The sequence below is a fragment of the Acinetobacter sp. YH12205 genome (genome assembly GCF_013418125.1).
GTDB classification, from domain to species: Bacteria; Pseudomonadota; Gammaproteobacteria; order Pseudomonadales; family Moraxellaceae; genus Acinetobacter; species Acinetobacter towneri.
In genome coordinates this window covers 216,126-238,894 of sequence record NZ_VPCQ01000001.1, presented here as the reverse complement: position 1 = coordinate 238,894, position 22,769 = coordinate 216,126, and the positions used below count along the sequence as shown (strand labels likewise).

The window sequence follows — 22,769 nt, the reverse complement described above, 5'->3', positions numbered from 1 at the left end:
ATATGGCTAAGAAAGGTATGATTAATCGCGAATTGAAACGCGAAGCTACTGTTGCTAAATACGCTGCAAAACGTGCTGAATTAAAAGCAACGATTGCAAACGTAAATGCAAGCGATGAAGAGCGTTTCGAAGCGATGATGAAATTACAAGCATTACCACGTAATGCGTCTCCAGTACGTCTTCGTAACCGTTGTGGTTTAACTGGTCGTCCTCATGGTTACTTCCGTAAGTTCGGTTTAAGCCGTAACAAATTACGTGACACAGTAATGCAAGGTGATGTACCGGGCGTTGTTAAGGCAAGCTGGTAAGGAGCACTATAAATGAGTATGCAAGATACCGTTGCCGACATGCTAACGCGTGTTCGTAACGCTCAAATGGCAAAGAAACAAACTGTTTCTATGCCTAATTCTAAGTTGAAGGTTGCTATTGCAAACGTACTTCAACAAGAAGGTTATATCGCAAATGTAGAAGTGGCTGACAACGAAGGCAAACCTACATTAACGATTACTTTAAAATACTATGAAGGCAAACCAGTTATCGAAACTGTGAAACGCGTAAGCCGTCCAGGTCTACGTCAGTATCGCGGTAAAGATGCACTTCCAAGCGTTAAGCAAGGTTTAGGTATTGCAATCGTTTCTACAAGCAAAGGCATCATGACTGATCGCGCTGCACGTGCTGCAGGTATCGGTGGTGAAGTTATTGCTTTTGTTTCTTAATAATAGGTGATTCCTCATGTCTCGTGTGGCTAAAGCCCCAGTAACTGTACCTAACGGTGTTACAGTTACTCAGAACGGCCGGCAGGTCGAAGTGAAAGGCAGCAAAGGTACATTGTCTTTCAACCTGCATGCGCTGGTCGAGCTAAAACAGGAAGACGGTATTTTAGCTATTGCTCCTAAAGCTGAGTCGAAAGACGCTTGGATGCAAGCTGGTACTGCTCGCGCTGTGCTTAACAACCTTGTAAAAGGTGTGAGCGAAGGCTTCGAACGTAAGTTACAATTGATTGGTGTTGGTTATAAAGCTGCGGTAAAAGGTAACGTTGTTAACCTTAACCTTGGTTTTTCACACCCAATCGATTACACCCTTCCTGAAGGTGTAACTGCAGAAACTCCAACTGCAACTGAAATTATCCTTAAATCTGCTGACAAAGCAGCTTTAGGTCAAGTTGCTGCGGATATCCGTGGATACCGTCCACCAGAGCCATATAAAGGTAAAGGTGTTCGTTATTCGGATGAAGTTGTTCTTCGTAAAGAAGCTAAGAAGAAATAAGGCGCGAGGTTCTTATGAACGAAAAGAAACAATCCCGTTTGCGTCGTGCGAAAAGCACACGCTTGCACATCCGTGCATTGGGTGCGACTCGTTTGTGTGTAAACCGCACGCCGCGTCACATCTATGCTCAAGTTATTTCAGCAGATGGTGGCAAAGTTTTAGCGCAAGCTTCAACTTTAGATGCTACTTTACGTGCTGGTACAACTGGTAACGTTGAAGCAGCTCAAAAAGTAGGTGCTTTAATTGCAGAACGCGCGAAAGCAGCTGGCGTAACTAAAGTTGCGTTTGACCGTTCTGGTTTTAAATATCATGGTCGTATCAAAGCCTTGGCTGATGCTGCTCGTGAAAACGGCTTGGAGTTCTAATCATGGCTAAAGTTGAACAAAACGAAGGTCTTGTTGAAAAGCTGGTTGCCGTTGATCGCGTAGCCAAAGTTGTTAAAGGTGGTCGTATCTTCTCTTTCACAGCATTAACTGTTGTGGGTGATGGTAATGGTCGCGTAGGTTTTGGTCGTGGTAAAGCACGTGAAGTTCCAGCTGCTATTTCTAAAGCACTTGAAGCTGCACGTCGTAACATGATCACTATCGAATTGGCAGATGGTACTTTACAACACCCGATTCATGCGCGTCATGGTGCAAGCCGTGTTTACATGCAACCAGCATCTGAAGGTACTGGTGTAATTGCGGGTGGTTCTATGCGTGCAGTTTTAGAAGCTGCAGGTGTACGTAACGTATTGACTAAATGCCGTGGTTCTACTAACGCTGCAAACGTAGTGAACGCAACTTTTAACGGTTTGCGTGACATGACAACTCCTGAAAAGGTTGCTGCGAAACGTGGTCTTTCAGTAGAACAAATTCAAGGGTAATCAATCATGAAAACGATTAAAGTTACCCAGACTAAATCTGCATCGCACCGCTTGAAAAATCACAAGCTTAGCCTTAAAGGTTTAGGTCTGCGTCGTATTGGTCATACTGTAGAAGTGCAAGATACGCCTTCTAACCGTGGTATGATCAACCAAGTCTACTATATGGTTAGTGTAGAGGAATAAGCCATGACTCTGCGTTTAAATGAACTTGCACCTGCAGAAGGTGCTAAGCGTGAAGCCCGTCGTCTAGGCCGTGGTATCGGTTCTGGCGTTGGTAAGACTGGTGGTCGTGGTATCAAAGGTCAAAACTCACGTAAGAGCGGTGGTACACGTCCTGGATTCGAAGGTGGTCAAACTGCGTTATATCGTCGTTTACCTAAATTCGGTTTCACTAGCCAAATCGCTTTGAAAACTGCTGAAGTACGTTTATCTGAGCTTGCTAAAGTGGAAGGCGACATCGTTAGCCTTGAAACTTTAAAAGCAGCGAACGTTGTACGTAAAGATATGGCTCGTGCTCGTATCGTACTTTCTGGTGAAATTACTCGCGCATTCACTATTCAAGGTGTTGCTGTGACTAAAGGCGCTAAAGCTGCTGTTGAAGCGGCTGGCGGTAAAGTCGAGGAGTAATCCCCAGTGTCTATGTCTCCTAGTTCTTCAGGTCATGTTCACATGATGAAAGGCCAACCATTTCACGTGAAATACCGTGAAATTATACGCCGAATGATGTTTCTCATTGGTGCGTTGTTGGTATTTCGACTAGGAGCGCATATTCCAGTACCAGGCATTAATAATGCCGCACTTGAACAATTGTTTAATGCAAACCAAGGTACAATCCTTGGTTTGTTTAACATGTTTTCGGGTGGTGCATTAGAGCGGATGTCGATTCTTGCTTTAGGGATCATGCCATACATTTCTGCTTCGATTATCGTACAGTTGATGTCTACCGTGGTTCCTTCGCTTGAAGCTTTGAAAAAAGAAGGCGAGCAAGGCAAACGCAAAATTAATCAATATACGCGCCAAGGCACATTGTTTCTTGCACTTGTGCAAGCGATTGGGATGTGTGCAGGTCTGATTGGTCAAGGTATTACCTTAACGTCAGGTCTGGCTTTTTACGTTCCAGCTGTGACCTCTTTGGTTGCAGGCACAATGTTCTTAATGTGGTTGGGTGAACAAATTACCGAACGCGGAGTGGGCAATGGTATTTCCATGATCATTTTCGCAGGTATTGTTGCAGGCTTGCCTAATTTAATTATGCAATCCTTCACATCTATTGACAGTGGCCAGTCAAGCCTGATTGGTTTGGCAATTTTTGGTTTATTGTCTTTGGGTGTACTTGCAGCAATTGTGTTTATTGAGAAGGCGCAGCGTCGTATTCCAGTAAACTATGCTCAAAAACAACAAGGTCGTCGTGTATTTACTGCTCAGCAAACGCATTTGCCATTAAAAATTAATATGGCAGGTGTGATTCCAGCAATTTTTGCCAGTTCATTGCTTTTGTTCCCAGCGAGCTTAGGTCAATGGGTCGGCAGTGCGGACCCTAATGCTGGATTAATCAAGCGTAGTCTACAAGACTTGGCATTGGTATTGTCGCCTGGACAACCGTTGTATTTGGTGCTCTTTGGTGCGTTAATTATCTTTTTCTGTTACTTCTACACTGCGCTGGTTTTCAGCCCTAAAGAAGTTTCGGAAAACTTGAAACGCAGCGGAGCTTATGTGCCTGGTATTCGCCCAGGTGAGCAAACTGCTCGTTACTTAGATCATATTCTCAGTCGTTTGACCTTTATTGGCGCGATTTACATCACTGTAGTCTGCTTAATGCCGATGATTCTACAAAGCTCATTTGGAATTCCATTTAGCTTAGGTGGTACATCATTATTAATCGTTGTAGTGGTTGTGATGGACTTTATGGCTCAGCTTCAAGCACATCTCACCTCGCACCAGTACGATAATCAAACGTTAATGAGAAAAACGACTGCTCATCCTAAGGGATAAGCGCACTTAGAGGTTTCATCATGAAAGTACAAGCTTCTGTAAAGAAAATTTGTGGTAGCTGCAAAGTTATCCGTCGTAATGGGGTTATTCGCGTAATTTGCAGCGCAGAACCTCGTCATAAGCAGCGTCAAGGTTAATTTGATTAAGACCTGTTGATTTCAGTAGGCTAATTAGGTTATTATCCGCCCCTCAAGATTTTTGTGGGGCGGTTGATTATCTTAACTGCCTTTTTGGAGAAAATTGAATGGCTCGTATTGCCGGTGTAAACATTCCGGATAACAAGCACGCTGTTATCTCTCTCACTTATATCTTTGGTATTGGTCGCCACACTGCTAAGACTATCTTAGCTGCTGCTGGTATCGCACCAACAACAAAGATCCGTGAATTAGATGACGCTCAGCTTGATGCGATTCGTGCAGAAGTTGCTAAGGTTCCGACCGAAGGTGACTTACGTCGCGAAATTTCCATGAACATTAAACGTTTAATGGATTTAGGCTGCTACCGCGGTCTTCGTCATCGTCGCAGCTTGCCTGTCCGTGGTCAACGCACCAAAACTAACGCACGTACCCGTAAAGGTCCGCGCAAACCGATTAAGAAATAAGATTTCTGGAAGCTAAAAGATGGCTAAAGATACTCGCACACGCAAGAAGGTCACTCGTACCGTCTCTGAAGGTGTTGCACACATTCACGCTTCTTTTAATAACACCATTGTGACCATTACCGATCGTCAAGGTAATGCACTGGCTTGGGCTACCTCAGGTGGACAAGGCTTCCGTGGATCACGTAAATCAACTCCGTTCGCTGCTCAGGTAGCTGCTGAAGTTGCTGGTAAAGCTGCTTTAGATTACGGTTTGAAAAACTTGGACGTCCTTGTTAAAGGTCCTGGTCCAGGTCGTGAGTCTGCGGTTCGTGCATTAGGTGCAGTGGGTTATAAAATTAACAGCATTACCGATGTGACTCCAATCCCTCACAACGGTTGCCGTCCACCTAAAAAACGTCGCGTGTAAGGAGAAACATTCATGGCTCGTTATATTGGTCCAAAATGCAAACTCTCTCGCCGCGAAGGGACAGACCTGCAACTAAAATCTGGCGTTAAACCATTTGACGTCAAAACTAAAAAACACGCTAAAGCTCCTGGCCAACATGGCGGGGCTCGTGGTGGTAAGCAATCTGAGTACTCACTACAATTACGTGAAAAACAAAAAGTACGTCGTATGTACGGTGTTTTAGAGCGTCAATTTAGTAACTACTATAAAGAAGCTGCTCGTGTGAAAGGCGCAACAGGTGAGAACTTGTTGAAATTGCTCGAAAGCCGTCTTGATAACGTTGTTTATCGCATGGGTTTTGGTTCTACACGTGCAGAAGCTCGTCAGCTTGTATCTCACCGTAGCATTACTTTAAATGGTCGTCGTGTTAACATTGCGTCTATTCAAGTTAAAGCTGGTGATGTAATTGCAGTTCACGAAGGTGCAAAACAACAATTACGTATTAAAAACGCAATTGAATTGGCTGCTCAACGTGGTATCCCTTCATGGATGGAAGTTGACCATTCTAAATTTGAAGGTACGTTTAAAGCTGCACCAGATCGTTCTGATTTACCTGCTGAAATCAACGAAAGCTTGATTGTAGAATTGTATTCTAAATAATCCTTGAGGTAGCAATAATGACGCGTACTGCAAATGAGTTTCTTACTCCGCAAGCGATCAAGGTCGAAGCGGCAAGCGGGACCTCGGCAAAAGTTATTCTAGAACCATTAGAGCGTGGCTTTGGTCACACTCTTGGTAATGCTTTACGTCGCATCCTTCTTTCTTCTTTACCTGGCGCAGCTGTGGTAGAAGTTGAAATTGAAGGTGTCGAGCACGAGTACAGTACTTTGGAAGGCTTGCAGCAGGACATCGTCGAGCTCTTGCTGAACCTGAAAGGATTGTCTATTAAGCTGTTCGATCAAAATGAAGCTTATTTGACATTGGAAAAACAAGGTCCAGGCGATGTAACTGCTGCAGACCTTCGTTTACCGCATAATGTTGAAGTGGTTAACCCTGAACACTTGATTGGCACTTTAAGTGCTACAGGCAATTTAAAAATGCGCCTGAAAGTTGCTCAAGGTCGTGGTTATGAAACATCTGATTCACGTTTCCCAGAAGGCGAAACTCGCCCTGTAGGTCGTTTGCAGTTAGATGCTTCTTATAGCCCAATCAAACGTGTGTCTTACATCGTAGAAAATGCGCGTGTAGAACAACGTACTGACCTTGACAAGTTGATCATTGATCTTGAAACCAATGGTACAGTTGATCCAGAAGAAGCGATCCGCAAAGCGGCAACAATCTTGCAACAACAAATTGCAATTTTTGTTGATCTTCAGAAAGATCAAGCTCCTGTTGCTCAAGAGCCTCGTGAAGAAGTTGACCCAATCTTGCTTCGTCCAGTAGATGATCTAGAGCTTACTGTTCGTTCTGCTAACTGTTTGAAAGCAGAAAATATTTACTACATTGGTGATCTTGTACAGCGTACTGAAGTTGAGCTACTTAAAACGCCTAACTTGGGTAAAAAATCGCTTACAGAGATCAAAGATGTTCTGGCTTCTAAAGGCTTACAGCTCGGCATGCGTTTAGAGAACTGGCCACCGGCTAGTCTCCGTATGGACGATCGTTTCGCCTATCGTAGCCGTTAATTAAGTAGGACTATCACCATGCGTCATCGTAATAGTGGTGTGAAATTAGGCCGTACAAGCAGCCATCGCAAAGCGATGTTCCAAAACTTGGCTAATTCTTTGTTCGAACACGAGTTAATCAAAACAACTGTTCCTAAAGCAAAAGAATTACGTCGTGTTGCTGAGCCTTTAATCACTTTAGCTAAAAACGATACAGTAGCAAACCGTCGTTTAGCGTTTGCTCGTACTCGTTCAGCAGCAACTGTTGGTAAATTATTTACCGTTCTTGGCCCTCGTTACAAAGAGCGTAACGGCGGTTATCTACGTGTTCTTAAAGCGGGCTTCCGTGCGGGTGATGCTGCACCGATGGCTTACGTTGAGCTTGTAGATCGCGAAGTTAAATAATTTCGCTAAGAATAACGCACGTTGTTCAGAAAAAGACCGGTTTTACCGGTCTTTTTTTATGAAAAAAATATATTGAATCTCAATAAATGATGAAATTGTCCCGAATTGATATAAATTTTAGTAACTTTTGCTAAACTTGACATTGTGTATTGTCAAATTTATGCTTTAATAAAAAACATCATTCAAGCTGGACAATAAAACATGGATAAGCAGGTTGATATATTAATTATTGGGGCAGGGATTTCGGGCATTGGTGTAGCAGCACATTTAAGTCAAAACTGCCCACAGCGTTCTTTTGAAATTATTGAGCGTCGTCAAAGTTTTGGTGGCACTTGGGATTTATTCCAATATCCGGGCATTCGTTCAGATTCGGATATGTCGACTTTTGGTTATAATTTTAAGCCTTGGAAAAAAACCAATGTACTTGCCGATGGCGCATCTATCAAAGACTATCTAGAAGAAGTCATTCAAGAAAAAGCCTTACACTCAAAAATTCATTTTCAGCATCGTGTGTTATCTGCCAATTATGACTCTCAAACACGTAAGTGGATGTTACGTATAGAAAATGCAGTGCAACAGATTGAAACTTGGGTGGCTAATTTTGTTTTAGGTTGCACAGGCTATTACAATTACGATCAAGGTTTTCAGCCTGACTTTCCGAATCAACATGCGTTTAAAGGTACATTTATTCACCCACAGCATTGGCCTGAGAATTTAGATTATCGTGGTAAAAAGGTCTTAATTATTGGTAGTGGTGCAACCGCCATTACCTTAGTACCTGCTATGTCAAAAGGTGGTGCAGCGCATGTCACCATGCTACAACGCTCGCCGACTTATATTGCTTCAGTGCCTGCAATGGATTTTGTTTATCAGCAAATGCGTAAAGTTTTGCCTGAAGATGTTGCTTACAAAATCACGCGCGCACGTAATATTGGCATGCAACGCGCAATTTATGCTTTAGCACAAAAGCAGCCGAAATTACTGCGGACTTTGTTGCTGAAATCTATCCAAATGCAGCTCAAAGGCAAGGTGGATATGAAGCATTTCACACCACATTATAATCCGTGGGATCAGCGTTTATGTGTTGTGCCTGATGGTGATTTATTTAAGATTTTACGCGAAGGACATGCCTCGATTGAAACTGATCAAATTGCTAGTTTTACTGAAACAGGTGTGCAATTAAAATCAGGTAAACATTTGGATGCCGATATTATTGTGTCTGCGACAGGTTTGAATATTCAAATTCTAGGCGGTATTCAAGCCACAATTGATGGTGAGCCTTTGGATACCTCCAAACACATGCTGTATCAAGGTGTGATGGTCAGCGATGTGCCGAATATGGCGATGATTATTGGCTATATTAATGCGTCTTGGACACTTAAAGTGGATGTGGCTGCGGATTATATTTGTCGTTTGCTCAATTATATGGATCGACAAGGTTATGACGAGGTGATTCCTCAAGGTGACCAAACAGAGTTGTTAGAAGATACGGTGATGGGCAGTTTGAGTTCGGGCTATATCGCACGTGCTGCTGATGTGATGCCAAAGCAAGGCAAACATGCGCCATGGCGAGTCACTAACAATTACTTAGAAGATCGCAAAACTTTAAAACAAGCAAGCTTTGAAGATGGTATTTTAAAGTTCAAACAGGCTGTGCCTGCACAGCAGCGTAAACCTAAATTAGTGTCTTAAATCGTTGGGTGCAAAAATAATATGGTGCAAGGGATTTAAAATCTCTTGCGCCATTTTTATGTTGAAGTGGTAATTTTATAAAGAACGTGAAATCAGCTCTTTCATAATTTCATTGGTGCCTGCATAAATACGATTGGCCCGATTGTCTAAGTAAGCACGTGCAATTGGATACTCAAGCATATAGCCATAACCACCATGCAGTTGTAGACATTCATCCACCACTTTGGAGTACATCTCTGAAATTTTATATTTGGCGGCCGCTGCAGCTTCAACACTGAGCTGATCTTGAAGTTGTAACTGCATACATTGATCTAAAAAAGCACGACAGAAATCAATTTCGGTGCGTAATTCTGCCAGTTTAAAGCGCGTATTTTGAAAGCTATGAATACTTTTGCCAAAGGCTTGACGTTGCTGAGTATATTGCAGTGTATGTGCAAAAGCAGCTTCTGCACCTGCTTGGCAAATAATCGCGACAATTAAGCGTTCCCAAGCCAGTTCTTTCATCAGCATGATAAAGCCCATGCCTTCTGCACCCAATAAATTGCTGCGAGGCACGCGGACATTATCAAAAAATAATTCGCAAGTGTCCTGACCTTTCATACCAATTTTATTCAGTGGTTTGCCTTTGCTAAATCCCGCACGGTCTGCTTCTACCAATATTAAAGACAGATTGGCTGAACCTTTGTCTGTGTTCGCTGTTTTACATACCACAATCGCCATGTCGCACAAATAGCCGTTGGTAATAAAAATTTTAGAACCATTAATCACGTATTCATCGCCATCCAATACCGCAGAGGTACGCACAGCTTGTAAGTCTGAACCTGTACCGGGTTCGGTCATGGCAATCGCGGTTATCACTTCGCCTGTGGCCATGCGGGGTAACCAGTGTTGTTTTTGTTCAGTTGTGCCAAAGTTATTAATGTAATTGGCGACAATATCTGAATGCAGTGAAAAACCGGTAGCACTGTCACCTGCATAGGCTTGTTCTTCAATCAAAATCATGCTGTATAAGCGGTCTACCCCTGAACCTGCATATTCTTCAGGCATGGTGCTACACAGCAAACCCAAAGTACCTGCTTTACGCCATAGCTCACGGTCTACATGCTGCTGCGCTTCAAATTTTTCAGTATGGGGGATGACTTCCTGCAAATAGAATTTTCGTACCAAATCACGAAAACTGTCGTGTTCAGCACTGAATAAGGTGCGCGGTAACATATTGGCAATGGGGCGAATTGCGGCAGATTGCATGGTTTTATCTTCCTGATGTTGTTATTTTGAATTCACCTTAGAAGAATTTATAGGGGGCAACAAGGTGCAAAAGTTTCAATTGCAAATGAAAGATGATGCTTTTGGTCAATGCTGCATAAAAGTCATCGAAACTTTAAAAGGGGTCGGTTAAACTAGCCTGAGTTTAATTTTAATGGGGAAACCGCATGAGTGATGACATCAGCTTAGAAGAACGCAAAGTGATTTACCGTGCCCGTCGTGGTTTAAAGGAAATTGATGTCTATTTTGACCCGTATGTGAAAAATCATTATTTGACTGCCAGTGCGGAAGAAAAACAAATGTTTGCCGATTTGGTTGAGCAGGAAGACCCAGATTTATTGGATTGGTTTATGGAAGTGTCTGAGCCACCACGTCCTGAGTTGAAAGATTTTATCCGTAAACTAAAGCATTATGTGCATGGCTAAGCAGCAGTTTCAGCTGAAACCTAGTGTCATCGCAATAGTGTTTCAGCTGATGATCGCTCTACTCATCGTTTGGCTTTTACTACAAGTGTTAAAGCCATGGCTTAGCGTTGTATGTATTGTCATTATGGGCTGGACATATTTTAAATTTGTTCGTGCAAACCGAATTGTTGGTTTAGATCAATTAGATGACCGTGAATGGTCAATTTCCTATCTCGCGCCTCGTGTAGTATCACAACAGATTAAAAGCACAGCTCGCCAAATTGAAATTCAGCGTGTGCAACTGCGTCAAGTGATAGATCATCAAATTTATATCGTCATGGAATTTCAGCAAGCCTTTAAACCTCTGGTGATTTGGTGTGATCAGGTTTCCAAGGCGGAATGGAAGGCTCTAAAAGTATTGGCGAAAATGCTCTAATTTACAGACAGCTGTATATTTTTATAATAATAAAAAACTATAAGTATCATAAAGATAAAATTATCATCTATTTTTCGTGTCCTGATCAGTCATTTTATATTGGCATAAAAGATTACACATATCCCTATTTTCAGTTATATTCATTCCAGACAAGTGTAGATCAATACAAATCAGATTCCTGAAATGTGCAGATTTAAATTTAGTCGAAAGATTTTTTAAGATAAGCCCGAATTGGGCATCAGTTAATAAGTAGCATGTGCTGAACCGTCGCAATGCTACTTTTTTTTGCCTAAATTTTGTCGGATGACAGATTTCAGTCAATTTTAGTCACTTTAAAACATGGCAAAGTTATCCATCTGAAGCAGCAAGTAGACGCTTTTATTCAGATATTGCTTCTGCTATGTTTGTTGCAATGGACATAAACACAATTATAGAGGACAGGAAAATGTCGCAAGTCCAAAAAATAGGCCAGGGTGTGGCCGTATTTGCAATCACAAGTTTATTATTATCAGGTTGTTCACAAGTGATCAAAACAGGTGCCAATGTCGCACTTGGATTTACTGAAAAACATATTGTGCCGCCAATTTTAGCGATGGAAGATGCTGAAATGGTGTGTAATTCTGGTAATTCCTTAACCCCTGCCATTATGGCGACTAAAGATATGGGCGCAGACCCAACCCGTGTTGCGGTACTGATGTACTCGGCAGCGGGCATTTGTGCCGAAGAAAAAGCTTTGGATGCTGAATTGCGTTATTTACGTGCAGCAAAAGCAGGGCAAGTAGGCGAAGCGCAAGATGCGCGGATTCAACAAAAGCGTTGGGCGGCTTTGGCGGCACAGCGTCAATACACAGGCTATCAACTGTTTCAGCATCGTTGGGAAAAGAAATACCAGAAACCTTTGGGCGAAGGTTGTCCAAAAATGAACAGTGATATTGACCAAACCGTGTATATGTTGGGGATGTTGAGTGGCTTGCAAGCCATGACCAATGATATTAATTCAGGGGGGGCAGTACATGTGCCTAAAGACATTGCTGCGATTGTTGAACGTGGCATGACCTGTTTAAATAATGAAAAATTCTGGGGCGCACCAGAGGCCACACGTGCCGTAATTTGGACTTTGCTTCCAGGCGCGGGAGATGGCAAACCTGATCCGTATCAAACCTTAAAGCAGTCGATGCAAATCGGTGAAAATAAAGGCGTGCGTTTATCACACGCTTTATACGCGGTTGCTGCCCAAGCCAGTGGTGAAGATGCCAAAATCCGCGACGCACTCAAAGCCTTTTCTAATGCACGCAGTGACGAAAAACCTGTAAATCCACAATTTAAATTGATTGATGCCATGGCGGGAAGCATGGTACAAGGAATTTCAGACCGTTACTGGACTGAACATACAGGTGTGCGTACGGGTGATCAGCAGCGTTTCTGGGATGAGCAAGATAATTCTTCTGAATTAGATGATTTATTTAATGAGGACACGGCAGCTCAATTGTAAAAATATCAAGATTGCCCAATTCAATATAGACAAGATGTTTTAGGATTGGGCAATCCATTTGCCGAAGCACATAACAAGAATAATTTGGAGGATGCCAGCGCCTATGCAATATTCATCTCAATTTCTCAGTCGAAAAATTGTGTTTATTGCGGCATGTATGTCAGTTTCGGCATGTTTGCAGATTTTTGTAGAGCATTTTATTTATTGGTCTACACATTTATTGGATGAATTCTGGCGCTTATGGACAGGACATTGGGTGCATGTGGGCTGGATTCATTATCTGCTCAATATGATCGCCTTTGCCTGTTTACCTTTTATTTTTCCGCATGCCAAAGTATGGCACTTTGTGGCACTTTTGCTGGTACTACCGCCTGCCATTAGTCTGAGTTTCTATTATTTCCTTGCCGATATTGATGCCTATGCAGGACTTTCTGGGGTGCTGCATGGTGCTTATGTGGCGGTGGCATGTGTGCATTTGCTCTATAAAAAAGAACGTGGTTTTGCGGCATTGGTGTTGCTGCTTATTTTATCTAAACTGATTTGGGAAAATACCGTGGGCAGTTTGGGTACAGCAGAATTAATCGGAAGTCCTGTATTAGTTGAGGCACATTTATTGGGGGTGATTTGGGGAGTAATTTTTGCACTGGCTTATATTATTTGGGCCTATTGCATTGATCCGCATTAAAATTACATCAAAATGATGGCAAAAAGGGCTCACAAGAAATCTCACAATTGACCATTTTTACTTAAAAGAAAATCTATATTGTCATTTTAAAAATAACGACGTTCATTCACATTTAAACTGAATACAAAAATGCTCAATGGAAGATGGATATTCCGTTGAATAAGGACAGACAGAAATTCGAGTGTCTCGGTTTCTGCATAGAATAAAAACAGGAAAATATATGCACAATAACGGACAACGCAGGTCTGGCTTGGCTTTGCTCAGACATATATGGACAGAATGGATTTCTACATTCGTTATTTTGATCTTGTTGCTACTGACACTTATTATTGGTACAGGTGAAATGGTACATGGTCAGTTGTTGCGCATGGGTGAACGCCTATATGGTGACCCTGCAACAGGTATGCAATATTCATTTTTACGTGCCGAACCCACTGCACCTGACTGTGAACGCAACCCCGATGTCGATGCGCAAGTACATGCCCAAATGCAAGCCAATGCTGCTGATGAGTTTGCCGATATTTTTGGCACCGCCTCTGAGTCAGATGTCCGTGCTTCAATTTTGGCAGCCAAACAAATTTGTGAAGAAAAATTTCAATTTCATGATCAGGCGATTCAGCATATTCAAGCTCATCCAAGCTTGAAAATGTATCGAACCATTGAAACCTCTTTCTTTGGCATTTTTAAATTTGGTACTGAAAACCGTGCCATTTTATTGGTGTTGATGGTGGTCTTTGCCGCAATTAGTGCCACTTTAAAAACCCATCACATTGGTTTACGTGGCCCTGCGACCAAAATTGACTTCAAGGTGTACTCGACCTTAATGGTGGTGGCGAATGGTTTCTTAACCTCGTCAAGTATCAGTCAATATCGTTCAGTACTCGATTCGGGCGTACCGATGAGTGGCGAAACACAGGTCATTTACTGGATGTGGATGATTCTGTTTGCAACCCTGACTTTGATTAGTTTATTCCAGCTCATTAAGCCACCTGCACCAACTCGTGAAGGCGGCAGTTTAGGTCTTGCGTTCCTGAGCGTGCCTTTGTATGCCTATATGGCAATTAGTACAGGTTTCTCCTTTACTTTCCTAATGGATTATCCGATGGGGCAAGGGATTTACTTGGGGCAACTGGTCGAATTCTCCAGTATTTTCCTGAACTTGGCTTTGTTTGTTTGGGCGGGGATGCTGCTCAAACAAACCCGAATTGTGGATTTGTTCCTGAATATTCTACGTCCGTGGAATTTGGCACCTGAAACCTTAACCTGGCTGATTCTGATTGCCGCTGCATTGCCGACAGCTTATACCGGTGCATCGGGGATTTTTGTTATTGCTGCAGGTGCGATCATTTATAAAGAAGTTTGGAATGCGGGTGGACGACGTCAGTTTGCACTGGCGGCAACAGCTATGTCGGGTTCAATGGGGGTCGTGCTTCGTCCATGCCTATTGATTGTTGTGGTGGCATCGCTGAACAAAGAAGTTACAACAGACATGCTGTATCACTATGGTTTGTATGTGTTCCTCTTGACTTCAACCCTGTTTTTAGTGATTTCGTTGTTCTTTGCTGAAAATAAATTCCGCATTGCTGCACCGCGTATAGCTGTGCCATTGTCCTTACGTGCTTTTGGCCCAGTATTGCCATATATCCTCATTTTTATGTTGATTTGGTTGTTCTATAAATATGCTTTAGACACCAATATGAATGAATTTACTGCACCTGTAATGATGCCGGTTATTTTATTGATGATGGTGTTGTTTGATAAATTGCGCCATGAACCTGCGCCTATTCCAGCGATGGGGCAGTGGGATCAGACTTTAGATCACAAGCCTGTAGCACAACAGACAGCAGCTTCATCTGAGCGCTCATTATTGACTGCACCTGATTCACCATTGCGTCAGTATGGTTTCTTCAAAGCTCTGCATTTATCGACCAGTGAAACGGTGGGACATATTGGTGCATTGGTGATTTTGATGGCGCTTTCAGTCAGTGTGGGCGGCTATTTAGAACGCATTGAAATTATGGAAGCGTTTCCAACAGACATTAGCAGCATCTTTATTGTGATTAGCCTGATTGTTGCCCTGATGATTTTTGTGGGCATGATTATGGATCCATTCGGTGCGGTGATTCTAATTTCGGCAACTGTTGCACCTGTGGCGTATCAATATGGAATTCATCCTGCGCATTTCTGGATGATTACCCTAGTTGGTTTTGAATTAGGCTATGTGACGCCACCTGTAGCGCTGAATCACTTATTGGCAAGGCAGTCGATTGGTGATGAAGAAGTCGCTGCAGCCGATGCAGAAGTTCGTCATAAATCGTTCTATTATCGTTATGAGCGTTGGATTTTGCCTATGATTGTGATGCTTCCTGCGATGTTGATTATTGCTTATGCACCGTATGCGTTTAAGCTATTCGGCTGGTATGAATAAGCACATGGATACTTAATCACTGTCATCTTATTATTTAACAGCACCCTGTAGTTCGCTACGGGGTGTTTTTTTATAAGGTTTATGAGGCTGATGTGTAGGGAATACAAAAACAGCATTAAGAATGTGGTGCGTGGTGATTCAGGTGTTTTTGTAACAGTGGACTGCACAAAATAATGGCAAGTAAAATTAGGGCAAAGCCAATTAAACTAAATAAGTCTGGTGTTTCATGCCAAAAGCTAAAGCCCCAAATCCCTGCAAAAATAATCGCAATGTAATTCACAGGGCCAATTTGTCCTGCAGGGGCAAGACGGTAGGCATTGGACATAAAGATCTGACTGATATTGGCCAGCAATCCTGCACCAATTAAAAAACTCAATTCTTTTAAGTTGTAGGGTCGCCATGACCAGAACATCGGTACAACAGAAATGAGAGTCCCAATCATGCAAAAATAAAACACAATGCGTTCAGGTGGTTCGGTTTGAGTTAAGGCGCGTACCGTGACAAAAGCCATCGCTGCTAAAAAACTAGCACTGAGTCCAATCGCGGACATGCTATTAAACATACCTGCATCGGGTTTGGCGACAAATAACACGCCAAATAAACCAATGAACGCAGCCCATAGCATTGGTTTGGTGATTTTTTCTTTAAGGAATAGCCATGCAATTAAGGGAATAAAAATAGGCGATGAATAGGTGAAGACCATCGCATTGGACAGTTTTAGATTGGCAATCGCGTAGAAAAAACCATACATGGCGGTTAATCCGACTACCGAACGCCAAGTGTGCATCCATAACTTTTCAGTTTTAAAAAAGCCCAAGCCTTTATTGAAAATGAGCGGGATAAAAATAAACAAACCAATGAAATTACGGAAAAATACCACGGTGGCATTATCTACCGTTTCTGAGGCGTAACGAACGCACACGCCCATGAGCGAAAACAGAAAGGCAGAGCAGGTCAACAGCATAATTGCTTTGAGCAAATTTTGTTGGGCAGAACCAGAAGATGTCATACAAATAAAGCCAGAATAACCTCAGGCTATTCTAGCTTAAATTGGCTACAACACTGACCCTTTATCGTATTTTAAAATGACTGATGTGAAGCAGAGGAGGCTTACTGTGCCAGTTGGGCTTCCAGTATTTTGATTTGTTCTTCTTTCAGTTTAATCAATTCATCAGCATCGTTATGTTGCTGTTTTAATAAGGCACGTTGATCATTCAGCTGATTTTGAATGTCATCTAATTTAGCCACTTCTTCTTTGGCAAGCGCTGCATTCTCAGATATAGGTGCTTTGAGTAAATCTTCTGTGACCAACTGTTTTGGTGCTGCTTCATCTTCTTGCAATGGCGTTGCTTCAGCAGGTACAGCTTTCGCTACAGACGCCGTAGTTGGGGCAGTTTCTATAGGCGCAGTATTGTCGCTATCGCCCATCCATTGAAAGATAAATACGGCAATAATGACAATAATTAACCCGCCCGTAATGGCCCATAAGAGCTTAGGGTTATGTCGTTGATCTTCAGTCATGCGTTGTTGAACCTTATTGTTTTACTTTGACTGACGCGGCTTAAACTGGATCACCCCAATTTCATCTGAAACCTCTGGGATTTCAGGTTCATCAATATGTGTTGGACGGTTTTCCGTATAATCACACTCGATACATTCGATCCATTCAGCTTCGTCAGCGGTGAGCATGACAACCCGATCCATCGCCTGACATTTCGGACATTTTGCGCCTGCAATGAAACGACGTTTAATGGTCATCACGACTCCCCTAACTTCATCTAAAGTTCTTAGTTTAAGCGTTTTTGACTATGTTCGTCCAACCTTGATGACGTAATAGTGCGTCTATTTTTGGCTCGCGTCCGCGGAAATTGATAAATGCGTCAAGCGCTGAATCTTTTCCGCCAACTGCTAGAATAAACTGTCTAAACTGCTTGCCAGTTTCGGTGTTAAATAGCCCTTCATTTTCAAAGCGATCAAAGGCATCGCTGGCCAAAACCTCTGCCCATTTGTATGAATAATATCCTGCAGCATAGCCGCCTGCGAAAATATGGCTGAAGCTGTGCTGGAAGCGGTTGTAAGCTGTAGTTGGTGCAACGGCATAGTTTTGACGAATGTCATCTAGCATGGCTTGAATCTGTTCCGCATTTAAAGCAGGGTTGCTGCGATGAATACTTAAATCGAACAGCGCAAATTCAATTTGGCGCAGGCTTTGCATTCCCGACTGGAAGAAACGTGCATCTAACAGCGCTTTAAGCAGGTGTTCAGGCAGGGTGTCTTGGGTTTCAATATGCGCACTCAGCATATCTAAACTGTCTTGATCCCAAGTCCAGAATTCCATGAATTGGCTTGGTAATTCCACCGCATCCCAAGCGACACCGTGTGTACCTGCCACAGCAATATTATCTACTTCAGTCAGCATGTGATGTAAGCCATGTCCAAATTCATGGAATAGGGTGATGACTTCATCATGCGTTAAAAGCGCGGGTTGGTCTGCAACAGGTGGGGTAAAGTTACACACCATATAGCAAATTGGTTTTTGTAAACCTTGTGCCAATTGCATGCGTGAACGGAAACCACTCATCCATGCGCCGCCGCGTTTGCCTGTACGGGCATATAGATCAAAGTAAAAACCACCAATCACTTGACCTTGATCTTCAAGTTCAAAATAACGTGCATCAGGATGCCAAACAGGGGCAGCGCGCTCAATAATATCGACATCGTATAAACGCTTGACGATGCTAAATAGACCTTCAACCACTTTCGGTGCAGGGAAATATGGTTTTAACATTTCTTGTGAAAGGTTAAATTGCTGTAATTTTAATTTTTCAGAATAGTAGCCTGTATCCCACGGTTGTAAGGTATCAATCCCATCTTGGGCGGCAATGGCTTTGAGTTCGGCAATTTCTTGTTCTGCAGGTGCACGAGCATGTTCTGCCAGTTCACGCAGGAATTGATCGACTGCTTCGACACTTGGTGCCATTTTGCTGGCAAGGGATAATTCTGCATAGTTGTTAAAACCGAGCAATTGCGCCATTTCTTGACGTAAACGCAAGATTTCTTCCATGATCGGGGTGTTGTCAAATTCAGACTGGGCTGATTGATCGGACGCGCGAGTAGTGTATGCCTGATACAAGGTTTCGCGCAAAGCACGATCATCGGCATAGGTCATAATGGCTAAATAGGCAGGAATATCCAGTGTTGCCACAGCTTGTTCCAATTCGCGTTGCTGACCATATTGTTTCAGTAACTCAATGCTACTTTGTGGCAAACCTTTGAGCTGATCTTCGGACAATACTTTGTAATAGGCTTGGGTGGCATCCAACACATGATTGGAAAAGTCTGATGACAGTTGCGATAAACGCGCTGAAATTTCAGCATAGCGTTTTTTAGCTTCACCTTCTAAGGCCACACCTGACAGTTTAAAGTCGCGCAATGCCAGTTGAATTGCGCTTTGTTGTGCAGCAGGCAAATCTTTAAAGGTGTTGGCGTCGTGAATATGTTGATAGCTTTGATACAACACCGTGTGCTGACCCAATTGAGTGTAGTAGTCGCTTAAACTTGGTAACAGCGCTTGATACACTTCGCGGGTTTCAGGATTATTCATGACCGCATTTAAATGTGACAGCACGCCCCATGCTTCGCTCATGTTATTTTCGAGCTGATCAATCTGTTCTAAAACATTTAATTGCGCCGTCGTATTTTCAGGTACTGCAGTCAGATTATTTAAAAAGTTTTGTCCCTGCTGAATGGCATGCTCAATTTTTTGTTTTAAATCTGCCAGGGTAATTTGATCAAATTGTGGAACAGGCAAAGTTGCCTTTTCTAATGTCATGTCGGTCTGCCGATTTATTTCCTGTGTTATTTGTAGAAGTAAGGCTTCTAGAAGGATAAATCAAGCCTTGGGTGCTATTTATTCGCTCTTGTTTCACCGTGGATAGATTGAATATCTTGGATGTAGGTGCCAAAGCGCCCCTCAATGACCGATAATTTTATGAATAGATTTTGATTTTTGTAGTGTTCATATTCATCTACATTGATTCGAAACATACCAGTAGAGTCATACGGTGTTTCAATAGAATAGTAGACACTTCCTTTTTTACCATGTTTTTTAACAGCGCTTGCTTCCAATGTCACCACAGTAGGTGTACCCAAAACTAGGGTATGAAGCAGAGGAGGATAGACAACTAGATTTAAGTAAAGAAACAGAATTACAAAAATAGGGAAGAGGAGTAAAAAATAGAATTTTGGCTTTTTTTGTACATTTGTCCATGTACGTGGAATGATCCATTGTCCGTATCTATGCAGAACATAAAAGTAGATCAAAACAGCCAAATAAATCAACGTTGCAACAATGAAGGCTGTGATTTTGACTTGATTTGTTGGGGTGAAGTCTATAAAAAAGAGAGCAATCAGTGCTGAAATACTAAGTACAAAGACTAAGCATATTACATATTCATGGTAATAGTATTTAGTAATTTTCTGTGATGTCATGATTTTTAAGTGGTTTATTTTTATAGAGATATATTAAATGAAAAAGAGCGCCGTAGCACTCTTTTTTATTTAGTAAAATTTACTCACCCTTTGCTTTGGCATTGGATTTTTTCTTTTTCACCTTGGTCTTTTTTTTGGCTTTGTCTTTCGGTTTAGCTTCCGACTTCGCTGAGGTTTTTTTACCGTAAGAACTCGGTTTGTTTTTTGGTTTTTTCTTCGGCACAGGTTGCTCACCGTTTTCACTTAAAGTCGCCTTGCTTGGACGCTCAGAAAAAACTTCTTCGGTGGCTTCACGGCTGAACGGTTTTGCCACGCGCGGTGCGCGCATACGAATAGCGCGACCTGCATGGGTGAGTTGTTGCATGAGTTCAAAATCAATTTTGCGGTCTTCTAAATTGACAGCCGCGACTTTAATTTTGACTTCATCACCCAAGCTAAAGCTTTGACCACGTGCTTGTCCAATTAGGCTTTGGCTGGCTTGGTCAAATACAAAGAAGTCATCGCCCAATTGGCTGACATGAATCATGCCATCGACATAAAGGTCTTTGAGAGTGACAAACAGACCGAATTCGGCTACTGCAGAAATTACGCCTACAAATTCTTCGCCCAAATGCTGCTGCATATAGTGGCATTTTAGCCATGTGGTGACAGAGCGCGAGGCTTCATCGGCACGACGTTCAGTTGCAGAATAATGTTCGCCTGCATCATCTAAAGCTGCACCTGAAAGTGGTGATGGCTTTTGTTTTAAATGCGCTTTAATGGCACGGTGTAACAATAGGTCAGGGTAGCGGCGAATTGGTGAAGTGAAATGCGTGTAGGCATCATAAGCTAAACCAAAGTGTCCTGCATTGTTGGCACCATAATAGGCCTGCATCATGGAACGTAATAACACCGCGTGAATACTTGGCGCATCAATACGATCTTTAGTGGCTTCAATCACCGCTTGATAGTCGGCCTGAGTGGGTTGTTCTGGAAAATGTAGCCCAAGTAATTTGACAAAATCACGGACTTTTTGAATACGTGAAAACTCTGGCGGTTCATGCACACGGTACAGCATCGGCACATCATGTTTGAGTGCATATTCTGCTGCTGCGACGTTGGCGAGTAACATACATTCTTCAATCAGTTTATGCGCATCGTTACGGCTGCGCGGCAAAATTTCTTTAATTCCACCTAACTCATCAAAGGTCATGTAGGTTTCAACGGTTTCAAACTCCATGGCATGACGTTCAGCACGTAAACCTTTCAGCACTTGATACAGTTGGAACAGAGTATTTAATGATTTGCACACCTCCCGATCTTCTGGAATTGCCGCACTATCACCCTCAAAATATTGTGCCACTTGAGTATAGGTTAAACGCGCTTTGGAATGCATGACCGAAGGATAAAACTCAAAACCTGTGACCCGACCTGCGCGTGACAGTTTTAAATCGCAGACCATACACAAACGGTCAACCTGCGGATTGAGTGAACATAAACCATTCGATAAAGCTTCAGGCAACATCGGTAATACAAAATGCGGGAAATAGACTGAAGTCCCACGTTCCTGTGCTTCATCATCCAATGGTTTGCCTGTGCGGACATAATGGCTGACATCGGCAATTGCGACTACGACACGGTAACCACCGCCTGGACGTTTTTCGGCGTATACCGCATCGTCAAAGTCGCGGGCATCTTCACCATCAATAGTCACTAAGGCTAAATCGCGTAAATCAACACGTCCTTCACGGTCTTGGGCTGTCGGTTCTTGAAAGCTTTCGGCTTCTTGAATGACATCTTCAGGAAATTCATACGGCAGACCAAATTCTAAAATGGTTTGCGGAATAATAATTTCAGTTTCGGCTTTGTCTGCCATCGACTGAATAATATGTCCTGTGGCAAATTCTTCGCGGGTTGGATAGTCGTCAATGGCAATGCGCACGGAATCGCCCAATTTAACTTGGGCATGTTCAATTAATTCTTTTTCAAGGGTAATGGGTTGATGGCTATTTGGCTGGGCAGGCTGAATAAAATATTCACCATCGTATTCTGACAATTTACCAATGATTTGTTTGACACGACGCTGGGTGACTTCGGTAATAAAGCCCCATGCCTTGCCTTTACGATCTACCGAAGTCTGGCGGACTTTGACTTGATCGCCATTAAACACCAAACGTAGTTCGCGTTCAGGCAATAAAATATCTTCATGACCTGCAATATTGGCTGTGCCTAAACCTTTACTGTTGATGTAAACCGTGGCGTCATGAGTCGGTTGTTCTGCAGCCAGCTGGAACTTTAATCCATCTTTCATGAGCTGACCATCACGTACCATGGCAATTAAACGATGGCTCAGGGCATCAATACTTTTTTGATCGGCAATCGCAAAATGCTCTACCAAGTCTGCATGTGACTGTGCCGCCTGCAAGGTTTCAATGGTTTCTAAGATTAAGGTACGGCTTGGAATAGGATTTTCGTAGCGTTCGGCTTCAGCTTTCGCTTCAGGATCGACCCAATTTTTCATCATGGAATAAACTTCATGTCAGAAGATAGGTTTAGCATAAGTCATGTACGGAAAGACTGCACGTAAATGATTGCAATAATGTGTTTTCTGTCGTTATTTTACGATGTTTCTAGTTTTTGTGCAGCGATTGCCAAAAGTTCAGGCGTAATTCTGGTGATGAATCCTGAAAATTGTTTAAAAAATATTTAATTGAGCAA

Annotated in this window: 27 protein-coding genes; 20 read left to right on the top strand and 7 right to left on the bottom strand. The window is 42.6% G+C overall.

Annotation, left to right across the window (positions count from 1 at the left end):
- Positions 1 to 2: 2 nt before the first annotated feature.
- From rpsN to FTU92_RS01030, 15 genes are all read left to right on the top strand, one after another.
- Entirely contained in the window at positions 3 to 308 is a 306-nt protein-coding gene (gene rpsN, locus FTU92_RS01100) for a 30S ribosomal protein S14 (protein WP_004825185.1), read from the top strand.
- Positions 309 to 320: 12 nt separating this feature from the next.
- On the top strand, positions 321 to 716 hold the full coding sequence (gene rpsH / locus FTU92_RS01095) for a 30S ribosomal protein S8 (protein ID WP_004974720.1): 396 nt from the start codon (positions 321 to 323) through the stop codon (positions 714 to 716).
- A 16-nt stretch (positions 717 to 732) separates the two neighbouring features.
- Entirely contained in the window at positions 733 to 1,266 is a 534-nt protein-coding gene (gene rplF / locus FTU92_RS01090) for a 50S ribosomal protein L6 (RefSeq protein WP_004974722.1), read from the top strand.
- A gap of 14 nt (positions 1,267 to 1,280) precedes the next feature.
- On the top strand, positions 1,281 to 1,631 hold the full coding sequence (gene rplR, locus FTU92_RS01085) for a 50S ribosomal protein L18 (protein WP_004281497.1): 351 nt from the start codon (positions 1,281 to 1,283) through the stop codon (positions 1,629 to 1,631).
- 2 nt (positions 1,632 to 1,633) lie between these two features.
- Positions 1,634 to 2,131, top strand: coding sequence for a 30S ribosomal protein S5 (rpsE, locus tag FTU92_RS01080; RefSeq protein ID WP_004974725.1), 498 nt, complete (start codon positions 1,634 to 1,636; stop codon positions 2,129 to 2,131).
- 6 nt (positions 2,132 to 2,137) lie between these two features.
- Positions 2,138 to 2,314 (top strand): 50S ribosomal protein L30, encoded by a 177-nt coding sequence (gene rpmD, locus FTU92_RS01075; protein WP_004786899.1) that lies wholly within the window; start codon positions 2,138 to 2,140, stop codon positions 2,312 to 2,314.
- Positions 2,315 to 2,317: 3 nt separating this feature from the next.
- Positions 2,318 to 2,758 (top strand): 50S ribosomal protein L15, encoded by a 441-nt coding sequence (gene rplO / locus FTU92_RS01070; protein ID WP_004974728.1) that lies wholly within the window; start codon positions 2,318 to 2,320, stop codon positions 2,756 to 2,758.
- Positions 2,759 to 2,803: 45 nt separating this feature from the next.
- The gene (secY, locus tag FTU92_RS01065; RefSeq protein WP_171257418.1) at positions 2,804 to 4,123 is read left to right on the top strand and encodes a preprotein translocase subunit SecY; all 1,320 of its coding nucleotides are present in this window, start codon (positions 2,804 to 2,806) and stop codon (positions 4,121 to 4,123) included.
- A 20-nt stretch (positions 4,124 to 4,143) separates the two neighbouring features.
- Positions 4,144 to 4,260 carry a 50S ribosomal protein L36 gene (gene rpmJ / locus FTU92_RS01060; RefSeq protein WP_000867907.1) on the top strand — a complete coding sequence of 39 codons (117 nt, stop codon included), beginning with the start codon at positions 4,144 to 4,146 and terminating at the stop codon, positions 4,258 to 4,260.
- Between the two features lie 107 nt (positions 4,261 to 4,367).
- The gene (rpsM, locus tag FTU92_RS01055) at positions 4,368 to 4,724 is read left to right on the top strand and encodes a 30S ribosomal protein S13 (protein ID WP_004974734.1); all 357 of its coding nucleotides are present in this window, start codon (positions 4,368 to 4,370) and stop codon (positions 4,722 to 4,724) included.
- 19 nt (positions 4,725 to 4,743) lie between these two features.
- Positions 4,744 to 5,130 (top strand): 30S ribosomal protein S11, encoded by a 387-nt coding sequence (gene rpsK, locus FTU92_RS01050; RefSeq protein ID WP_001040166.1) that lies wholly within the window; start codon positions 4,744 to 4,746, stop codon positions 5,128 to 5,130.
- Between the two features lie 12 nt (positions 5,131 to 5,142).
- Positions 5,143 to 5,769 (top strand): 30S ribosomal protein S4, encoded by a 627-nt coding sequence (gene rpsD / locus FTU92_RS01045; protein ID WP_004974744.1) that lies wholly within the window; start codon positions 5,143 to 5,145, stop codon positions 5,767 to 5,769.
- A gap of 17 nt (positions 5,770 to 5,786) precedes the next feature.
- Positions 5,787 to 6,794: a DNA-directed RNA polymerase subunit alpha gene (locus FTU92_RS01040; protein ID WP_004974745.1), complete on the top strand. Its 1,008-nt coding sequence runs from the start codon at positions 5,787 to 5,789 to the stop codon at positions 6,792 to 6,794.
- An 18-nt stretch (positions 6,795 to 6,812) separates the two neighbouring features.
- Positions 6,813 to 7,178, top strand: a complete 366-nt coding sequence (gene rplQ / locus FTU92_RS01035; RefSeq protein WP_004974746.1) for a 50S ribosomal protein L17 — start codon at positions 6,813 to 6,815, stop codon at positions 7,176 to 7,178.
- Positions 7,179 to 7,379: 201 nt separating this feature from the next.
- Complete coding sequence (locus tag FTU92_RS01030; RefSeq protein WP_179989874.1) at positions 7,380 to 8,870, top strand: NAD(P)/FAD-dependent oxidoreductase; 1,491 nt, start codon at positions 7,380 to 7,382, stop codon at positions 8,868 to 8,870.
- Positions 8,871 to 8,945: 75 nt separating this feature from the next.
- Here FTU92_RS01030 and FTU92_RS01025 read toward each other — a convergent pair whose 3' ends face one another.
- Positions 8,946 to 10,118 carry an acyl-CoA dehydrogenase family protein gene (locus FTU92_RS01025; RefSeq protein WP_104852582.1) on the bottom strand — a complete coding sequence of 391 codons (1,173 nt, stop codon included), beginning with the start codon at positions 10,116 to 10,118 and terminating at the stop codon, positions 8,946 to 8,948.
- A gap of 185 nt (positions 10,119 to 10,303) precedes the next feature.
- On the opposite strand from FTU92_RS01025, the gene FTU92_RS01020 reads away from it, so the two are divergent.
- The 5 genes from FTU92_RS01020 (at position 10,304) to FTU92_RS01000 (ending at position 15,581) form a co-directional block, all read left to right on the top strand.
- Positions 10,304 to 10,561 (top strand): succinate dehydrogenase assembly factor 2, encoded by a 258-nt coding sequence (locus tag FTU92_RS01020; protein WP_004974752.1) that lies wholly within the window; start codon positions 10,304 to 10,306, stop codon positions 10,559 to 10,561.
- Positions 10,554 to 10,976, top strand: a complete 423-nt coding sequence (locus FTU92_RS01015) for a protein YgfX (RefSeq protein WP_096901367.1) — start codon at positions 10,554 to 10,556, stop codon at positions 10,974 to 10,976. Before FTU92_RS01020 ends, FTU92_RS01015 begins: the two co-directional genes overlap by 8 nt.
- A 445-nt stretch (positions 10,977 to 11,421) precedes the next feature.
- Positions 11,422 to 12,468, top strand: coding sequence for a hypothetical protein (locus FTU92_RS01010; RefSeq protein WP_180079551.1), 1,047 nt, complete (start codon positions 11,422 to 11,424; stop codon positions 12,466 to 12,468).
- Positions 12,469 to 12,571: 103 nt separating this feature from the next.
- Positions 12,572 to 13,153, top strand: a complete 582-nt coding sequence (rrtA, locus tag FTU92_RS01005) for a rhombosortase (RefSeq protein ID WP_180095309.1) — start codon at positions 12,572 to 12,574, stop codon at positions 13,151 to 13,153.
- A gap of 220 nt (positions 13,154 to 13,373) precedes the next feature.
- Positions 13,374 to 15,581: a TRAP transporter large permease subunit gene (locus FTU92_RS01000; RefSeq protein WP_180095308.1), complete on the top strand. Its 2,208-nt coding sequence runs from the start codon at positions 13,374 to 13,376 to the stop codon at positions 15,579 to 15,581.
- Between the two features lie 115 nt (positions 15,582 to 15,696).
- Here FTU92_RS01000 and FTU92_RS00995 read toward each other — a convergent pair whose 3' ends face one another.
- From FTU92_RS00995 to rnr, 6 genes are all read right to left on the bottom strand, one after another.
- A complete protein-coding gene (locus FTU92_RS00995) occupies positions 15,697 to 16,590 on the bottom strand; it encodes a DMT family transporter (RefSeq protein WP_179988900.1) in 894 nt (297 codons plus the stop codon).
- Positions 16,591 to 16,691: 101 nt separating this feature from the next.
- Entirely contained in the window at positions 16,692 to 17,102 is a 411-nt protein-coding gene (locus FTU92_RS00990; RefSeq protein ID WP_004974772.1) for a hypothetical protein, read from the bottom strand.
- A gap of 21 nt (positions 17,103 to 17,123) precedes the next feature.
- Positions 17,124 to 17,333, bottom strand: coding sequence for a YheV family putative zinc ribbon protein (locus tag FTU92_RS00985; protein WP_171324836.1), 210 nt, complete (start codon positions 17,331 to 17,333; stop codon positions 17,124 to 17,126).
- 40 nt (positions 17,334 to 17,373) lie between these two features.
- Positions 17,374 to 19,413: a M3 family metallopeptidase gene (locus FTU92_RS00980; protein WP_180095307.1), complete on the bottom strand. Its 2,040-nt coding sequence runs from the start codon at positions 19,411 to 19,413 to the stop codon at positions 17,374 to 17,376.
- Between the two features lie 74 nt (positions 19,414 to 19,487).
- Positions 19,488 to 20,072 (bottom strand): hypothetical protein, encoded by a 585-nt coding sequence (locus tag FTU92_RS00975; RefSeq protein ID WP_111885424.1) that lies wholly within the window; start codon positions 20,070 to 20,072, stop codon positions 19,488 to 19,490.
- 79 nt (positions 20,073 to 20,151) lie between these two features.
- Positions 20,152 to 22,575 carry a ribonuclease R gene (gene rnr, locus FTU92_RS00970; protein WP_180072686.1) on the bottom strand — a complete coding sequence of 808 codons (2,424 nt, stop codon included), beginning with the start codon at positions 22,573 to 22,575 and terminating at the stop codon, positions 20,152 to 20,154.
- Positions 22,576 to 22,769 lie beyond the last annotated feature (194 nt).

Coding starts and splice junctions, on each gene's coding strand:
- rplF (WP_004974722.1), top strand. CDS start 733: ATGTCTCGTGTGGCTAAAGCCCCAGTAACTGTACCTAACGGTGTTACA.
- rpsE (WP_004974725.1), top strand. CDS start 1,634: ATGGCTAAAGTTGAACAAAACGAAGGTCTTGTTGAAAAGCTGGTTGCC.
- rpsH (WP_004974720.1), top strand. CDS start 321: ATGAGTATGCAAGATACCGTTGCCGACATGCTAACGCGTGTTCGTAAC.
- FTU92_RS00990 (WP_004974772.1), bottom strand. CDS start 17,102: ATGACTGAAGATCAACGACATAACCCTAAGCTCTTATGGGCCATTACG.
- rplR (WP_004281497.1), top strand. CDS start 1,281: ATGAACGAAAAGAAACAATCCCGTTTGCGTCGTGCGAAAAGCACACGC.
- FTU92_RS01040 (WP_004974745.1), top strand. CDS start 5,787: ATGACGCGTACTGCAAATGAGTTTCTTACTCCGCAAGCGATCAAGGTC.
- FTU92_RS01030 (WP_179989874.1), top strand. CDS start 7,380: ATGGATAAGCAGGTTGATATATTAATTATTGGGGCAGGGATTTCGGGC.
- FTU92_RS01000 (WP_180095308.1), top strand. CDS start 13,374: ATGCACAATAACGGACAACGCAGGTCTGGCTTGGCTTTGCTCAGACAT.
- FTU92_RS00975 (WP_111885424.1), bottom strand. CDS start 20,072: ATGACATCACAGAAAATTACTAAATACTATTACCATGAATATGTAATA.
- rpsD (WP_004974744.1), top strand. CDS start 5,143: ATGGCTCGTTATATTGGTCCAAAATGCAAACTCTCTCGCCGCGAAGGG.
- FTU92_RS00995 (WP_179988900.1), bottom strand. CDS start 16,590: ATGACATCTTCTGGTTCTGCCCAACAAAATTTGCTCAAAGCAATTATG.
- rpsM (WP_004974734.1), top strand. CDS start 4,368: ATGGCTCGTATTGCCGGTGTAAACATTCCGGATAACAAGCACGCTGTT.
- FTU92_RS00980 (WP_180095307.1), bottom strand. CDS start 19,413: ATGACATTAGAAAAGGCAACTTTGCCTGTTCCACAATTTGATCAAATT.
- secY (WP_171257418.1), top strand. CDS start 2,804: ATGAAAGGCCAACCATTTCACGTGAAATACCGTGAAATTATACGCCGA.
- rpsK (WP_001040166.1), top strand. CDS start 4,744: ATGGCTAAAGATACTCGCACACGCAAGAAGGTCACTCGTACCGTCTCT.
- FTU92_RS01010 (WP_180079551.1), top strand. CDS start 11,422: ATGTCGCAAGTCCAAAAAATAGGCCAGGGTGTGGCCGTATTTGCAATC.
- rplQ (WP_004974746.1), top strand. CDS start 6,813: ATGCGTCATCGTAATAGTGGTGTGAAATTAGGCCGTACAAGCAGCCAT.
- FTU92_RS01025 (WP_104852582.1), bottom strand. CDS start 10,118: ATGCAATCTGCCGCAATTCGCCCCATTGCCAATATGTTACCGCGCACC.
- rpmJ (WP_000867907.1), top strand. CDS start 4,144: ATGAAAGTACAAGCTTCTGTAAAGAAAATTTGTGGTAGCTGCAAAGTT.
- rpmD (WP_004786899.1), top strand. CDS start 2,138: ATGAAAACGATTAAAGTTACCCAGACTAAATCTGCATCGCACCGCTTG.
- rplO (WP_004974728.1), top strand. CDS start 2,318: ATGACTCTGCGTTTAAATGAACTTGCACCTGCAGAAGGTGCTAAGCGT.
- rrtA (WP_180095309.1), top strand. CDS start 12,572: ATGCAATATTCATCTCAATTTCTCAGTCGAAAAATTGTGTTTATTGCG.
- FTU92_RS01020 (WP_004974752.1), top strand. CDS start 10,304: ATGAGTGATGACATCAGCTTAGAAGAACGCAAAGTGATTTACCGTGCC.
- rnr (WP_180072686.1), bottom strand. CDS start 22,575: ATGATGAAAAATTGGGTCGATCCTGAAGCGAAAGCTGAAGCCGAACGC.
- rpsN (WP_004825185.1), top strand. CDS start 3: ATGGCTAAGAAAGGTATGATTAATCGCGAATTGAAACGCGAAGCTACT.
- FTU92_RS01015 (WP_096901367.1), top strand. CDS start 10,554: ATGGCTAAGCAGCAGTTTCAGCTGAAACCTAGTGTCATCGCAATAGTG.